Source organism: Butyrivibrio sp. YAB3001 (assembly GCF_900112195.1).
Taxonomy (GTDB): domain Bacteria; phylum Bacillota; class Clostridia; order Lachnospirales; family Lachnospiraceae; genus Butyrivibrio.
The window spans coordinates 79,361-95,774 of record NZ_FOKR01000008.1; the positions used below are offsets into that span (position 1 = coordinate 79,361).

At 38.2% G+C, this 16,414-nt stretch carries 15 protein-coding genes; all 15 read left to right on the plus strand.

All coding sequences use genetic code 11. The annotated features are described in order from the left end of the window. Window positions 1-35 precede the first annotated feature (35 nt). The 15 genes from BM086_RS10285 (at window position 36) to rny (ending at window position 16,352) form a co-directional block, all read left to right on the plus strand. Complete coding sequence (locus BM086_RS10285) at window positions 36-1,412, plus strand: AI-2E family transporter (RefSeq protein ID WP_092325993.1); 1,377 nt, start codon at window positions 36-38, stop codon at window positions 1,410-1,412. Between the two features lie 39 nt (window positions 1,413-1,451). Next, a complete protein-coding gene (locus BM086_RS10290) occupies window positions 1,452-2,483 on the plus strand; it encodes a branched-chain amino acid aminotransferase (RefSeq protein WP_092325995.1) in 1,032 nt (343 codons plus the stop codon). Between the two features lie 30 nt (window positions 2,484-2,513). Then, complete coding sequence (ruvA, locus tag BM086_RS10295) at window positions 2,514-3,134, plus strand: Holliday junction branch migration protein RuvA (RefSeq protein WP_092325997.1); 621 nt, start codon at window positions 2,514-2,516, stop codon at window positions 3,132-3,134. A gap of 31 nt (window positions 3,135-3,165) precedes the next feature. Further along, the gene (gene ruvB, locus BM086_RS10300) at window positions 3,166-4,197 is read left to right on the plus strand and encodes a Holliday junction branch migration DNA helicase RuvB (protein ID WP_092325999.1); all 1,032 of its coding nucleotides are present in this window, start codon (window positions 3,166-3,168) and stop codon (window positions 4,195-4,197) included. 81 nt (window positions 4,198-4,278) lie between these two features. Beyond that, on the plus strand, window positions 4,279-4,692 hold the full coding sequence (zapA, locus tag BM086_RS10305; RefSeq protein ID WP_092326001.1) for a cell division protein ZapA: 414 nt from the start codon (window positions 4,279-4,281) through the stop codon (window positions 4,690-4,692). Between the two features lie 182 nt (window positions 4,693-4,874). Next, window positions 4,875-7,160, plus strand: a complete 2,286-nt coding sequence (locus tag BM086_RS10310) for a peptidase U32 family protein (RefSeq protein ID WP_092326003.1) — start codon at window positions 4,875-4,877, stop codon at window positions 7,158-7,160. 3 nt (window positions 7,161-7,163) lie between these two features. Continuing rightward, a complete protein-coding gene (locus BM086_RS10315) occupies window positions 7,164-8,531 on the plus strand; it encodes an FtsW/RodA/SpoVE family cell cycle protein (RefSeq protein ID WP_092326005.1) in 1,368 nt (455 codons plus the stop codon). Then, the gene (locus BM086_RS10320) at window positions 8,512-9,948 is read left to right on the plus strand and encodes a peptidoglycan D,D-transpeptidase FtsI family protein (protein WP_092326007.1); all 1,437 of its coding nucleotides are present in this window, start codon (window positions 8,512-8,514) and stop codon (window positions 9,946-9,948) included. Before BM086_RS10315 ends, BM086_RS10320 begins: the two co-directional genes overlap by 20 nt. Window positions 9,949-10,005: 57 nt before the next feature. Beyond that, complete coding sequence (locus BM086_RS10325) at window positions 10,006-10,332, plus strand: hypothetical protein (RefSeq protein WP_242952168.1); 327 nt, start codon at window positions 10,006-10,008, stop codon at window positions 10,330-10,332. 1 nt (window position 10,333) lies between these two features. Beyond that, window positions 10,334-11,455, plus strand: coding sequence for a DUF2953 domain-containing protein (locus BM086_RS10330; RefSeq protein WP_092326009.1), 1,122 nt, complete (start codon window positions 10,334-10,336; stop codon window positions 11,453-11,455). 19 nt (window positions 11,456-11,474) lie between these two features. Then, window positions 11,475-11,873, plus strand: a complete 399-nt coding sequence (locus BM086_RS10335; protein ID WP_092326011.1) for a GerW family sporulation protein — start codon at window positions 11,475-11,477, stop codon at window positions 11,871-11,873. 87 nt (window positions 11,874-11,960) lie between these two features. Beyond that, window positions 11,961-12,497 carry a J domain-containing protein gene (locus BM086_RS10340; RefSeq protein WP_092326013.1) on the plus strand — a complete coding sequence of 179 codons (537 nt, stop codon included), beginning with the start codon at window positions 11,961-11,963 and terminating at the stop codon, window positions 12,495-12,497. A 419-nt stretch (window positions 12,498-12,916) separates the two neighbouring features. Next, entirely contained in the window at window positions 12,917-13,993 is a 1,077-nt protein-coding gene (gene recA / locus BM086_RS10345) for a recombinase RecA (protein ID WP_092326015.1), read from the plus strand. 65 nt (window positions 13,994-14,058) lie between these two features. Further along, on the plus strand, window positions 14,059-14,676 hold the full coding sequence (locus BM086_RS10350; RefSeq protein WP_092326017.1) for a regulatory protein RecX: 618 nt from the start codon (window positions 14,059-14,061) through the stop codon (window positions 14,674-14,676). 128 nt (window positions 14,677-14,804) lie between these two features. Continuing rightward, window positions 14,805-16,352 (plus strand): ribonuclease Y, encoded by a 1,548-nt coding sequence (gene rny / locus BM086_RS10355; RefSeq protein ID WP_092326019.1) that lies wholly within the window; start codon window positions 14,805-14,807, stop codon window positions 16,350-16,352. The last annotated feature ends 62 nt before the right edge of the window (window positions 16,353-16,414 follow it).

Below are 16,414 nucleotides of genomic sequence, written 5' to 3' on the forward strand. Positions count from 1 at the left end.
TTAAGAATTCTACTTTTAGTTGGGAGTAGTGCGGTATGAAGATGAAGCCGGAAAAAAATCAGGTAACATGGGGAATAACAATTTTTGTTGTATGTGTTTGCCTGATGCTTGCATATTATGTAATTTTTGATGGCAAGACCATTGTTAAGAATATTTCCCAGATAGGAGATACTTTATCAGGGATAATCATAGGTATTGTATTTGCGTTTATTCTGATTCCTTTGATGGAAGGAATAGAGAATAGAATACTAAAGCCCATATACAGTAAAAGAGGAATAGATGTATCAATAAGCGCCAACGCAAATGCGAAAAAAAGAGCGCAGATGCGAAAAATCTCGATACTTATAACGATGATCATCTTCATGGCACTTGCTTACAGTCTTTTCAGAGTCATCATTCCTCAGATTGTGAGCAGTATTCGTGAGATTGCAAGTAATCTTCCTATTTATATCAGAAATGTAGATGAGTATTCAAACTTATTTTTGACTAATAATCCTGAGCTTCAGCACATTATTGATTCACAGCTTGATAATTATTATGAGACTTTAAGTTCTTATGTGACCAAAAAGCTTTTGCCACTTCTTCCGAGCAACGCAAATACAATTTTCCGTTTTGCATCGCAGAGTTTTATTTCAGTGATAAAAGTGCTCTTTGACCTGATCGTAGGATTTATCGTTGCAATATATGTTCTAAATGCAAAAGAACGTTTTAGCACAAGAGGCAAGAAAATTGCTTATGCAGTGTTTAAGGAAGACTTTGCAAATGAACTTATAAGTGGCTTTAGATTTGTAAAATACACTTTTCAGGGCTTTATCGGAGGAAAGCTGATTGATTCCACAATAATTGGAATTATCTGTTATATCGGATGCAAGATCATGGCGATTCCTTATCCTGTCCTGATTTCTGTTATTGTTGGTGTTACTAATATAATCCCATTCTTTGGTCCATACATTGGAGGTGGCTTAGGAGCATTTATACTGGTTCTTATAAGTCCGGTCAAGGCACTTGTTTTCATTATTTACGTAATTATATTGCAGCAGATAGACGGCAATATCTTAGGACCTACTATTTTGGGTAATTCCACAGGTCTTTCAAGCTTTTGGGTTATTTTTTCAATCACATTGTTTGGCGGAATGTGGGGAGTGATCGGACTTTTGGTAGGCGTTCCGATATTTGCAGTATTTTATGCGCTTATTTCAAGACTTACCAATATTCTTCTCATCAAGAAAGGACTTGATACAGATACAAACAAGTACAACGATCTTGCTTACATAGAAAATGGCGAGTATAAACTTCTTAGTGATAAAGCCAATATGAAGCATAATGCAAGGAAGAATATGTCAACATTTAAGATGATTTTCCGTTTTGATGGTCTTAAGAATAAAAGAACAGATAAAGACAAAAAACAATAATCCAGTATTGTTTTTTAATAGAAAGGGAGGAGCTTAAAAATGAGCAAGAAAAATTTGGATTGGGCAAATATTGGTTTCAGCTATATGGTTGCTGATAAGAGATACGTCTCCAATTATAAGGATGGAAAGTGGGACGAAGGAACTCTTACTACAGACAACACTATTGTGATGAGTGAAGATGCGGGAGTTCTTCACTATGCGCAGGAATGTTTTGAAGGCCTTAAGGCTTATGAGACAGAGGATGGCAAAATTGTTACTTTCAGACCTGATCTGAATGCTAAGAGAATGGTTGATTCAGCTACAAGACTTGAAATGCCTCCTTTTCCTGAAGACAGATTCATCAAGGCTGTTGAAGAAGTAGTAGCTGCAAACAAGGACTGGGTTCCTCCATATGGAAGTGGCGCAACCCTTTATATCAGACCTGTTATGTTTGCAACCGGCAATGTTATCGGTGTTAAGCCTGCTGATGAATATCAGTTCAGAATCTTTGTTACGCCTGTTGGACCATATTTCAAGGGAGGTGCAAAGCCTATCGTTGTAAAGATTTCTGATTTTGACAGAGCAGCACCTCATGGAACAGGAAATATCAAGGCTGGTCTTAACTATGCAATGAGCCTTCATGCAATAGTTACAGCTCATGAAGAAGGCTTTGCTGAGAACGTTTATCTTGATGCTGAGAGCAGAACATACATTGAAGAGACTGGCGGAGCTAACATTATTTTTGTAACAAAGGATGGTGGACTTGTTGTTCCTAAGTCACATACCGATTCTATTCTTCCTTCAATCACAAGAAGATCAATTGTTTATGTAGCAAGAGAGATTCTTGGACTTAATGTGGAAGAAAGACCTGTTAAGCTTTCAGAAGTATCAGATTTTGTTGAAATGGGTCTTTGCGGCACAGCAGCTGTTATCAGTCCTGTAGGAAAGATTAACGATCACGGAAAAGAAATCTGCTTCTCAAACGGAATGGAAGAGATGGGGCCGGTTATTAAGAAGCTTTATGATACTCTTACTGGAATTCAGATGGGCAAGGTAGAAGCACCTGAAGGCTGGATTCACGTTATTGAGTAATAAAAGTTTTAAGCAGGATGGAATAACGATTTGATAGCTTATGTAAATGGAATTCTTGAGTATTTGGAAGAAGGACTTGCTGTTGTAGATGTTAATGGCATAGGAGTAAATGTTTTTGTTTCCGGCTCAACAATGGACAAGATGCCGGGAATCGGCGAAACTGTTAAGCTCTATACTTACACAAATGTAAAAGAAGATGCTTTTACATTATTTGGATTTCTTTCAAGAGATGAACTAAATTTATTTAAGATGCTTATCACTGTGAATGGAATAGGCCCCAAGGGAGGCCTTTCCATTCTTTCAGTAATGAGTCCTGATGACCTTAGATTTGCAATAATGTCAGGTGATAGTGCATCTATTTCAAAAGCACCCGGAATAGGTAAAAAGACCGCCGAGAGAATTACTTTAGAGCTTAGAGATAAGATTAAAATGTCTGAGGATGATATGCTTTCAGAGTCTAATATAAGCAGTTCTGATGTGAGCTCTGATGGCGCAAGCCTTGCAAGAGACGAGGCAGTAGCTGCACTTGTGGCGCTTGGTTATAATTCCTCGGATTCCTTAAAAGCGGTTAGGAAGGTGTTGTCTGCAAATCCGCAGGCCGCAGAAGATACCGAGAAACTCTTGAAATTAGCTCTTAAAGAAATGTTCTGAGCGGCAAGGAGATTTTTACAGATTTACGGGTATGGAAAAAAGAACGATTAAAACGACAGCTCGCGGGGTAGATACAAAGGCAAATATTGAAGATGCAAAAATAGAAGGATCACTTCGCCCCAAGAGCCTTGATAATTATATAGGTCAGAAAAAGATAAAAGAGAGTTTGAGGATATACATCGAGGCTGCCAAGAAAAGAGGAGACAGTCTTGATCATCTTTTATTTTACGGTCCGCCCGGACTTGGAAAGACTACATTGGCGGGAATCATTGCCGTTGAGATGGGTGTGAACATTAAGATAACAAGTGGACCTGCAATAGAAAAGCCCGGAGATATGGCTGCTATTTTGAATAATCTTCAGGAAGGAGATGTTCTTTTTGTGGATGAGATTCACAGACTGAACAGGCAGGTGGAAGAGGTTCTTTATCCGGCGATGGAGGACTATGCAATCGATATCATGATTGGAAAAGGACCGACAGCCAGATCTATCAGGCTGGATCTTCCGCATTTTACTCTTATAGGCGCAACCACAAGAGCGGGAATGTTATCAGCTCCCCTTCGTGACAGATTTGGCATGATACATAGGATGGAGTATTATGATTTGGATGAGCTCTGCTCTATCATAATGCAATCTTCTCATGTTCTTTCTGTTGATGTTGATGAAAAAGGAGCAATGGAGATGGCAAGACGAAGCCGTGGAACGCCGAGACTTGCTAACCGTATTTTAAAAAGAGTCAGAGATTTTGCCCAGGTAAAATATGATGGCAGGATAACAGAGGAAATAGCCATTACAGCTCTTGATCTTATGGATGTTGATAAAATGGGACTTGATCATACTGACAGGAATCTACTCTTTACTATGATAGAAAAATTTGGTGGAGGACCTGTGGGACTTGATACACTTGCAGCAGCTATCGGAGAAGATTCGGGTACGATTGAAGATGTATATGAGCCTTATCTTATCATGAACGGATTTATCAATAGAACGCCCAGAGGCCGCGTGGTTACTGGGGCTGCTTATCAGCATTTGGGGCTTGAAATACCCGGCGGTGCTGATATATAATTTTATATTAATAGGGGCGGATGTGCTTTTGAGTTTGGTTTTTGGCACATTTTAATCAAAACAGGCAGTGAGGGGAGATTTATGGCATCTAAGACAGATACTGAGGTAATTATTGGGGGAAAAGTTTTTACCTTAAGCGGATATGAGAGTGAGGAGTACCTTCAGAAGGTGGCTTCTTACATAAATAATAAGATATCAGAATACAATAAGATTGATGGTTTTAAGAGGCAGCCTGTTGATACCCAGAATGTGCTTTTACAGCTTAATATTGCTGATGATTATTTTAAATCAAAGAAGCAGATTGAGCTTATGGAAGAGCAGCTTGCCGAGAAGGAAAAAGAATTATATGAGCTTAAGCATGAACTTATTGCTACTCAGATAAAGCTTGAGAATACTGAGAAAAATGGCAAGAGCCTGCAGAACAAGTTAGATGATTCTTCGAAGAAGATAATCCAGCTTGAGACGCAGATTAAAGGCACAGGAAGTAAAAAATAAAGATTTTGTGGGCTGTCCGTGTGACAGCTCATTTTTATTCGGAGGATAATTCTATGAATTTCCTCTAAAAAAAACGCTCCGTTATGGATGCGCACTCGCGTGAAATGAAGATGATGTAAAACATCTGCGTTCGGCGCGAAAAGAGTTGCAAGGCAACCCTTTGATTTATAAGAGGAATTTTTATGGTTGAGAAAGTTGAATTATTAGCACCGGCAGGTGGTTATGAAACAATGGTTGGCGCATTTAATGCGGGAGCTGATGCGGTATATCTTGGCGGCAGTAAGTTTGGAGCTAGAGCTTATGCTGACAATTTTGACAAGGATCAGGTTGTTGAGGCAATCAGGTATGCTCATCTGCATGATAAGAAAGTATATATGACCGTTAATACTCTTGTTAAGGAACGAGAGTTTAATGAGTTGTATGATTTTATGCTTCCATTTGCGGAAAACAGGCTTGATGGTGTTATTGTTCAGGATCTGGGAGTTATGCGCTTTATCAGAGATGAATTCCCACAGATTGAGCTTCATGCCAGCACTCAGCAGACTGTGACGGGCGTCAATGGCGCAAGACTTTTGAAAAAGCTTGGATGCTGCAGAGTGGTCCCGGCAAGAGAACTTAGCCTTTTGGAGATGAAGGCAATAAGGGAACAGGCTGATATTGAAGTTGAAGCTTTTATCCACGGCGCTATGTGTTACTGCTATTCCGGCGTGTGCCTTTTTAGCAGTATGCTAGGCAACAGGAGTGGTAATCGCGGAAGATGTGCTCAGCCATGCAGACTTCCATATAGATTGTCATCTGATAAAAAAGAAGTATATCCATTAAGTCTAAAGGATATGTGCACGATAAATATGGTTCCCGAACTTATCAGAGCAGGCATAGATTCTTTCAAGATTGAGGGGAGAATGAAGAGACCTGAATATGCCGCGGGAGTTACTTCTTTATACAGAAAATACATTGACCTTTATTATGCTGATCCGGAAAAAGAAATACAGGTTTCGGATGAAGATTTAAGGATTCTTAAATCGTTATATTTAAGGACAGGAATAAGCGAAGGTTATTATCATCAGCACAATGGCAAAAACATGGTGACAATATCTTCTCCTGCATATAATGGGACTTCTGATGAGGTTTTAAAAGATATTAAGGACAAGTATCTGAATAGCCAGCTTAAGATCAAGTGTAGACTGTTTTGTGATGCTACTATGGGTGAACCGTTATCTCTTTCAATGAGCATTGTCAGGAATGGTGAAGAATTAGAAGAGCATATCCAAGGAAATATTATCATGCCTGCTTCAAAGAGGCCGATGGATGTGGACGCAATTAAGGAAAAACTGTCAAGACTTGGCGGGACAGCTTTTGAGGCTGAAGAGATTAGTGTCACAATAGATGATAAGGGAAATCCTGCAGGTATTTTTGTTCCTGTGAGTGAACTTAACGAGCTTAGAAGAACGCTTACAGATAAGATGCTGGAAAGACTTCTGGATAATAGCAGTGAGGCTTCACTTGAAATAGGAAACAGACCGGAAAATAGTTCTGACACTAAATCAACTGAAATAAAATGCAGGAATGATTATCATGTTCTTGTAAATACACGTGACCAGTTAAAAGCTGCAGTAGATAAGGCTTTGGTATATGAAGATATCACAAGAATATACGTGGACAGCGATCTTTTTTTCTCAATGGAAAAGGAAACTGCTGAGATGCTTTCTTTAGATATGGGCAAAAAGAATATCGAATTTATAGTTGCACTTCCCTTTGTTACCAGAAAAGAAAACTTTGACGGAACTAAGGATATTATTTCTATTGCAGAAAATGCTGAGAAAAAAGGGTTTTGCGGTGTTCTTGTAAGGAATATCGAACAGCTTGGTATATTAAGTGAGATTGATTTTAGCGGCAAAGTTATTCCGGATTATGGAGTATATGTCTGGAATGAGCAGGCTGCTGAGCTTTTGATGGAATGCAATAAATTACCTGAAAATCATGATTTTGAGATTTCAGAATTTACGATGCCCTACGAACTAACTATCCATGAGAGTAAGGAACTCGTAAGAAGGCTTAGGGAAAACATGAACATTCCTCTTTCTTATCAGATTTACGGGCGTGTTCCGATGATGATATCAGCCGGTTGTGTTAAAAAGACTATGGATAAGTGCAGCGGGAAACTGAATCAGTTTAATAAAGAAAATTTGTCAATGACTGACAGGATGGGTAATGATATCAGGATTACTACAAATTGCCGCAACTGCTATAACATTATTTGGAATGCAGCTCCCACATCACTTCATAAAAAGCTTGATAATATCAGGAATATGCAGCTATTTGACCATTTTAGAATTGATTTTTCTATTGAGGATTATAAGGAAAGTCAAAGGATTCTGGATGCATTCCTTTCTGATAACAAAGAAAATAGAAAGATACTTGATGATATGGAATATACCACAGGTCACTTTAAGCGCGGAGTAGAATGACTAATGGAAATATATGTGACTGAAATATCCAAATACGTAATTACTTTTCTTATTTTTTCATATACAGTCCTTGCTTTTCTGACGTTTAAATATAGGACGGAAAAAAGAAGAAAATGGTTGTATGTAGGGCAGCTTGTAAGTATGTTTGCAATGCAGATGGCGTGCTTTATTCAGATACTTGCAAGGACGGGACAGATTAAATATGCATTCTTTTTTGCTTTTCAGATAATAATCTTTTCATCTGCAATTGCACTATTTTATATCTTATATCCTGATGGAAATCGCCTTATCATGAACAACTGCTGTATGCTTTTGATGATAGGGCTGATAATCGTTACAAGATTATCTTATGATAAGGCTATAAAGCAGTTTTTTATCATTACATTTTCATTTATTATCGGATTTTTTGTGCCGGAGCTTGTTTTTAGATTTAATTTTCTAAAAAGATTTACCTGGCTTTATGCAGCAGCCGGAATTGCCGCAATTGGTATTGTGCTTATCCTTGGTGCTGCGACAAACGGTTCAAAGATTTCATATACTGTTGGGGGAATTACGTTTCAGCCCTCTGAGATAGTTAAGATAATATTCTTGTTTTTTATGTCAGCTGCAATGTATAAAGCAGAAGGTTTTTTTGACCTGCTTTTAATATCTGCTGCTGCTGCAGTGCATGTTATAATTCTTGTTCTCTCAAGAGATCTGGGAAGCGCACTGATATTTTTTGTGGTGTACCTTGCGCTCATATACATCTCAACTGAAAATTTAGGGTATTTATCACTTGGACTTGCTTTTGGAATATTGGCAAGTATCGTTTCTTATAAGCTTTTTTCTCATATTCAGGTCAGGGTAAAAGCCTTTATCAACCCCTTTGGGGATATAGAAAGGTCCGGATATCAGCTTTCACAGTCTTTGTTTGGAATAAGTAGTGGATGCTGGTTCGGACTTGGGCTTTATGGCGGTTCGCCCCAGTCGATACCTTATGTTGAACAGGATTTTATCTTTTCAGCTATCGCAGAGGAACTTGGGGTTTTATTTGCTGTGCTTATGGCTTTGATATGTATCAGCACTTTTCTCATGCTTATGAGAGAAGGCTATTATATTGTTGATAAATTCTACAGATTTATTGTAAGTGGTATAGCTGTTGCGTATATTTTTCAGACATTTTTGACTATTGGCGGAGGCGCAAAGTTTATCCCGCTTACAGGTGTTACTTTGCCGCTTGTCAGTTACGGTGGAACGTCTGTTTTTACCACGATAATAATGATGATGATTGCGGAAGGCGTATGCATGATAAGAAGTGAAGAGCATTACGAAGCTATGGAAAAGAAACGCAGAAGATTGGAGGCAAGACAGCGTGCAGAGGAAGAAGCATAGACCTGAGAAAAGGTCTTATCCTATAATAGTGCTTAGCGCTTTCTATTCTGTGTTATTTGGGCTGTTGCTTATTTATATTTGCCATTACGCATATAATAACAAGCAGGAACTCTTAAATAACAGCTATAACACCAGACAACAGATTCTTTTGGCACAAAATACCAGAGGAAAAATATTATCCCGTGATGGGGATGTTCTGGCATATACTACAGCAGATGAAAACGGAAAAGAAAAACGTGTTTATCCCTTTGGAAAAGAATTTGCCCATGTTGTTGGATATTCCACAAACGGCAAGGCAGGCCTTGAGAGTAACTATAATTATTATCTGATAAATACAAACATAGAACTTCAGGAAAAGGCTAAGCTTGAGGAAAAGAAACTTAAATTTCCGGGAGATAATGTTTATACCACGCTTGATGTGAAACTTCAGGAAGTTGCTTATAATGCGCTTTCTGCTCGTAAAGGAGCTATTGTTGCCACAAATCCCAAGACAGGTGAGATACTTGCGCTTGTTTCTAAACCGGATTTTGATCCAAATACAATAAGTGAAGACTGGAACAGTTTACTGGCAGATACTTCTACGGACGCAAAGCTTTTAAACAGGGCAACTCAGGGACTATATCCCCCGGGGTCTACTTTTAAGATCGTGACTTCTTTGGCTTATATCAAAGAGCATCCGGAGGATTATAAGAACTACAGGTATTCATGCAATGGCCGTTTTTCGTATGAAGATGAGACTATAAAATGCTTCCATGGTGAAAATCATGGCAATGTTGATTTTATTAGTTCTTTTGCCAAATCATGTAATTCTTCCTATGCAAATATGGGAATTAGTATTGAGAAAAAAATATTTAAGACTACCATAAGCGATCTTATGTTTAATTCAGAGCTTCCACTTAGCATGAACTATTCAAAGAGCAGCGTTGATATAAAACTTGATACTAAGACTTCCGATGTCATGCAGATTTCTATCGGTCAGGGGAGTACTCAGGTGACCCCTATTCATATGAACATGATCACAGATGCTATTGCAAATGATGGTGTACTTATGAAACCATATCTGGTATCTTCGATTAAAAGTGACAGCGGGAAAGTTGTAAAAGCTTTTTCTGATGAGAGGTATAAGAGACTATTGTCAGAAAAAGAGGCAGAGATTCTGCAGGGGATGATGGAGCAGGTTGTCTTGTCTGGTACGGCATCAAAGCTAAAAGACCTTTCATATACAGCTGCCGGTAAGACCGGTTCTGCTGAGTTTACCGATTCAACATCGGATTCCCATGCCTGGTTTACGGGATATGCACCGGCTGAAGATCCTGAGATATGCGTTACTATCATCGTGGAAAATGCCGGAAGTGGCGGAAGTTATGCTGTTCCAATAGCAAAAAGAATTTTTGATGCTTATTTTGGAGTTGAGTAAGTAAATGTGTTAATATATGAATAGTTGGTTCTTATTATCTTTGTTGGGAGCGATTTTGTGAAAATAGAAGGTGGCTTTTGCCGTTTTTATAAGCATCTATACTGGGGAGAGAGTGTGAAATGGCACTCTTTGGTCAAGTGGAAATTACTGACAGGAAGAGGGCAGTTTAAGATTTTTTGCATTACAGAGGCTTTGGGAAAAAGTGATCAGCTTGAAATTATCCATTGCGCCTTTTTAAGGCAATTATATTATAAGGCGCATCCGGTAATGATATATGGTATTGCCTCTGGTTATGATGAAGCAGTTGATATCATTCTCAAGATATCTCAGGAAGCTTCAAATGCCGGTATGGATGGAAGATTGATTGATTATTTGGGGAGTTGATATGCTTTTTGTTTTGCTAAAAGTGCTTAAGGTGATAGGAATTACGCTGCTTGTATTATTGGGCGTGATTTTGATTTCTCTTTTACTTATTTTGTTCGTTCCTGTCAGATATCGGTTGGACGGACTGGTGCCTGAAACTGATCCGGACAATGGTTTTGATATGAATAAATTTATGTTTTCTGCCAGGTTTTCATGGCTGTTACATATTGTAAGCGGTGGGATAGAACTGCCTAAGAATAAAGAGTTTTATGTAAAAGTTTTTGGATTCAAGCTTTTTTCAACTAATAAAGTCAAGAATGACAAGAAAAAAGATAATGCAGATTCCGTCGCAAAAACAAGCGATAATGAAAATCGGGATCAAAAAGAAGAAAAAGGTAATGAAAAAGAGATAGATTCCGATAATAATAGTGAGGTTGTAAGTGAAGAAGAAAATGCAATTATTGACGATACTAGTCTGAAAGATGCTATTACGAATAATTTTGATGAAAAGGATATGATTATAGAAGATTCTGCTAAAGAAGGCAATGATGCAGAGGAAGCTATTACGTATGATAATGATACAGAAGATGTAAAAGAGAATAATAGGTCTGAGAATAGGGACTCTTGTAATAATGAAACTGATGAACAATCTCAAGAGGCTAATGATAAGGCTGCCATTGAGATCTTTTATGATATTGTGAATAAGATAAAACGTATAATCGAGACTCCACAAAATGTGTTATCAAAAATCCGATATACAATATCTAGAGTTTGTGATAAGATTGGAATGATTAAAACAACGCTTGATAACGAGATTTTTAAGAGAGCGTATGATGTTGTAAAAGACAAATTTATTCGGATGATGAAAATGATTCTTCCGGATAAGGTAGATATAGATTTAAAGCTTGGAATGGGTGATCCGGCGGATACTGCAAATATCATATCTGTGTATGGAATGATGTATCCGGTTCTATATGATAAAGTCAGACTTAGTCCTGATTTTGACAGAAAAGTTGTCTATGCCGATGCTCATCTTAAAGGGCATATTACAATGTTTACAGTTTTGTACTGTGCGGGCGTGTGCTATTTTAATAAGGATGTGAAAAAAGTAATTAAGAGATTTAAGAAAATAATGAAGTCCTGATTGCAGGTGATTTGGAGGTATGGGAGTGAGTAGTTTTAATGAAGTTGTTGATTCTTTGCTTGGTGGAATGAATAAGATCATGGCTGCTAAGACAGTTGTCGGAGAGGCAACAAAAGTTGGAGATACAATAATTGTTCCACTTGTTGATGTTTCTTTTGGAGTAGGGGCAGGAGCAAGCAGTGCAGATAAAAAGAATGGTGGTTGCGGAGGTTTTGCTGCAAAAATGTCACCTAGCGCAGTGCTTGTTATAAAGGACGGAACCACCAAACTTGTTAATATCAAAAATCAGGATGCTGTTACCAAGGTTCTAGATATGGTGCCTGATATTGTGAACCATTTTTCTGCAAAAAAAGAAGATATGGTAGAGGATTCGGAAGCAGTGGATATAGCTTTTCCGAACGATGAAAAAGAGCAGTAATAATGTCATGACAGGAACGTAATAGATAGTTTCCGCATGATAAGAAGTAAATGAGGGTACTTTTTTCTTTGCATTAGGGGGATTTTTATGGAAGAAAGAAAAAATATTGAAGAGATCATAATTAACGGAAATGAGGATGATCTTTCACAGCTTCGTGTATGGCTGTTTAAAGAGAGTGTTCGATTGGAAAACCATGAGAGTGCTCTGGAAGATAAATACAAGCAGCTTGAGCGCGACGAAATAGCATTCAGAAAGAGAATGGAAGCTGAAGAGATTAAACTGGATGCAGCAAAGAAAAAATTAAATAATGACAAAGCTCTCTTTGAACAGAGGCTTCGTATTTTGAATAACGGATTCGATCAGCTCAATGCAGATAAAAAGAAACTTGAGAATGAATATATAAAGCTTGAAAGAGAAAAGTCATATCAAAGAGAAAACGAATTTGATGCTTTAGATCTTCTTTTTAGAGGCGTCAATAATCCAATTGCGCTCAAAAAGCGATATAAGGATCTTATGAAGATGTTCCATCCGGATAATATTAGCGGTGACCAGGAAATGGTTCAGCTCATTAACCAGGAATACAGAACTCTTTGCAGACAGTTTGATATTTCAATGATAAATTAATTTTGTTGCGTGGAATATTATATTATGGTATTGTATACAAGTCGTTGCCAATTAAGGCAATGACTTGTATGTGTTTGTGTATGGAATTGAGCAGGAGTTGTTACTATTCAGACGAAAAATGAGAACTATGCTGTGCATTTCGTGAGAAAATGATTCAGTAGTAGTCAGCCTGTTCGATTGAAAAAATAATGCTAGTGCAGAATATGCCTGGCATGCTTTATAAGCGGGGAATCTATCTGATTTTGGATTTTTTGTGAAGTTTTTATCTTTGAGAGTTTACATAATTAATTCAGAGTCATTATCTGGCATTTCTGCCGGTGAAATCATTATTTTAAAATATAAAAAATTGAGTTGACACATCCGAACATTTGTTTTATTATATAAACAGTTCAGAACGGATGTTCTTAAAGGAGACGGGTATGGAAAGAGAAGAAAAACAAAAAGCATTAGAAGCAGCACTTGGACAGATTGAGAAGCAGTTCGGTAAAGGTGCTGTGATGAAGCTTGGTGATTCATCAGATACTATGAATATAGAGACAATTCCTACAGGTTCACTTAGTCTTGATATAGCACTTGGGCTTGGTGGAATCCCTAAGGGAAGAATAATTGAGATATATGGACCGGAATCAAGTGGTAAGACAACCGTTACTCTTCATATGATCGCAGAAGTTCAGAAGAGAGGTGGAATTGCAGGATTTATAGATGCTGAGCATGCACTTGATCCTGTGTATGCCAAGAATATTGGTGTGGATGTTGATAATCTTTATATTTCTCAGCCTGATAGCGGAGAACAGGCTTTGGAGATTACTGAGACTATGGTTCGTTCCGGAGCTATCGATATAGTAGTTGTAGACTCAGTTGCAGCTCTTGTTCCTAAGGCAGAGATTGATGGAGATATGGGAGATTCTCATGTGGGACTTCAGGCAAGACTTATGTCTCAGGCTCTCAGAAAGCTTACTGCTGTTATAAGTAAGTCTAATTGTACAGTTATCTTTATCAACCAGCTCAGAGAAAAAGTTGGTGTTATGTTTGGTAACCCTGAAACTACAACCGGTGGTAGAGCACTTAAATTCTATTCATCAGTGCGTATGGATGTTCGTCGTATTGAGGCTATCAAGCAGAATGGAGAGAATATCGGTAACAGAACAAAAGTTAAAGTTGTGAAGAATAAGATTGCTCCTCCTTTCAAAGAGGCAGAATTTGATATCATGTTTGGAAAGGGAATATCTGCAACCGGCGATATTTTGGATCTTGCTGCCGGCGTAGATATTGTTAACAAGAGCGGTGCATGGTATCAGTATGAAGGCGAGAAGATTGGCCAGGGACGTGAGAATGCTAAGCTTTATCTTGAGAATAATCCTGCAATTCTTGCTGATATCGATGCCAAGGTAAGAGCACATTATGGTCTTCCAACAAATGGAGCAGTTGTACCTGCTAAGGAAACCGGTGATGGCGCCGAGAAGGAAACACCAAAGAAAGCAAAAGCATCAAAGTAATAGGATAATTAGTATTAAGATTATTGTATGCCCCGCAATTTATTGCGGGGCATTTATGCAGGAGGATGAATTTGGTTGTATCAGACATAGTTAAGCTTGATAAGAAACGCAGTAAGGTCTATATAGACGGCGAATTTGCTTTTGTTTTATATGATAGTGAATTGAGAAAATTCGGTATAGAAATAGAGCACGAGATAGGCAATGTTTCTTACCAGGAAATAGTTGGAACTTTACTTGTGAAAAGAGTAAGGCTAAGGGCTATGAATCTATTGCAGAAGAAAGATTATACCGAAAAGCAGCTAAGAGACAAACTATCAGAAGGCTTATATCCGCCTGAACTTGTGGATGATGCGATAGATTATGTAAAATCCTACAGATATCTTGATGATGAGCGATTTGCAAGGGATTATATAACTTATCACATATCCTCACGAAGCAAGAACAGGATTATTCAGGATCTTTCGGCCAAGGGCATAGATAAAAGCTTGTGCCTGGATATTTTAGATGAAGTGTCCGGTGAAGAAGATGAGGATATAGAAATAGCGCAGATACAGAAGCTTTTAATAAAAAAGCACTATGATCCTAATGAAATCGACATTAAAGCACAACAGAAAATCATTGCTTTTCTTTTAAGGAGAGGATATAAGCTTTCAGATATAAAAAGAGCTATGCGAACTTCTTGACACTGTATGTTATAAAAGGTAAAATTTAAGTGTTGTAAAATTGTTTTTAGGTGTGCTTATCTAGTATTTTTTTAGTACACTATACAAAATATTGTACAATGAAAATTGAATAAGGAGGTGCTCCTGTAATGCCAGGTATTATTATTGCAGTAGTAGCAACTCTTGTCATTTCTGTACTTGTGACTTGGTTTTTGGCAAACTCATACCACAAGAAGGTAACTGAGGGGAAAATCGGAAGTGCTGAGGAAAGGGCAAGAAAGATTATCGACGAAGCACTCAAGACTGCTGAGGAGACAAAGCGTGAAAAGCTTTTGGAAGCTAAGGAAGAAGCTCTGAAGACACGTAATGACCTTGAGAAGGAAGTGAAGGACCGCAGAAATGAGGTTCAGCGTTCTGAAAGAAGGGTTCAGCAGAAAGAGGAGAACGTCGAAAAGAGATCGGAAGCGATTGAGAAGAAAGAGCAAAGTCTTAATGCTCGTGAAGAGGCGCTTAACAAGAAGAGTGAAGAGGTTGCTAAGCTGAATGAACAGAGGCTACAGGAACTTGAGAAAATCTCTGGCTTAACCTCCGAGCAGGCAAAAGAGTATCTTTTAAAAATCGTAGAAGATGATGTAAAACATGAATCAGCTGTCATGATTAAAAACATGGAGGCTGAGGCTAAAGAAGAGGCAGATAAGAGGGCAAAGGAAATTGTTGTCAATGCGATTCAGCGTTGCTCAGCAGATCATGTTTCTGAAACTACAATATCTGTCGTTCAGTTACCAAATGATGAAATGAAGGGGCGAATCATTGGTAGAGAAGGTAGAAACATTAGAACCCTTGAAACTATGACTGGTGTTGATCTTATCATTGATGATACACCTGAAGCTGTAGTTATTTCCGGCTTTGATCCAATTCGTAGAGAAGTTGCTCGTATTGCACTTGAGAAGCTTATTGTAGATGGACGTATCCATCCTGCAAGAATCGAAGAAATGGTTGAAAAGGCACAGAAGGAAGTAGCTGCGAAGATTAAGGAAGAAGGTGAAAATGCTGCTATTGAGGCAGGTGTTCATGGACTTCATCCCGAAGTTATTAAAATTCTTGGCCGTATGAAATTTAGAACAAGTTATGGTCAGAATTGCTTGAAACACTCTGTTGAAGTTGCTCAGCTATGCGGACTCTTGGCATCAGAATTAGGTCTTGATGTTAGAGTTGCTAAGAGAGCAGGACTCTTGCATGATATTGGTAAGGCTGTTGATCACGAACTTGAGGGATCACATATACAGCTTGGTGTAGATATCTGTAAGAAGTATAAGGAATCACAGATTGTCATCAATGCAGTTGAAGCTCATCATGGTGATGTTGAACCACAATCTCTAATAGCAGTTCTTGTTCAGGCAGCTGATACAATATCATCTGCAAGACCTGGTGCTAGAAGAGAAACACTTGAAACTTACACATCCAGATTAAAAGAACTCGAGGAAATTACCAATAGCTTTAAGGGAGTTGATCATTCCTTTGCTATTCAGGCCGGAAGAGAAGTCAGAGTAATGGTAGTTCCGGAGCAGGTTTCTGATGCAGATATGGTGCTTATGGCTCGTGATATTGCGAAGAAGATTGAGGATGAAATGGAATATCCTGGTCAGATTAAGGTTAATATCATTAGAGAGAGCAGAGCTACAGATTATGCAAAATAATTGATAATTGTCTGCTAGATATGAATGTATTAAAAAGGCTATCTCATTTTTGAGATAGCCTT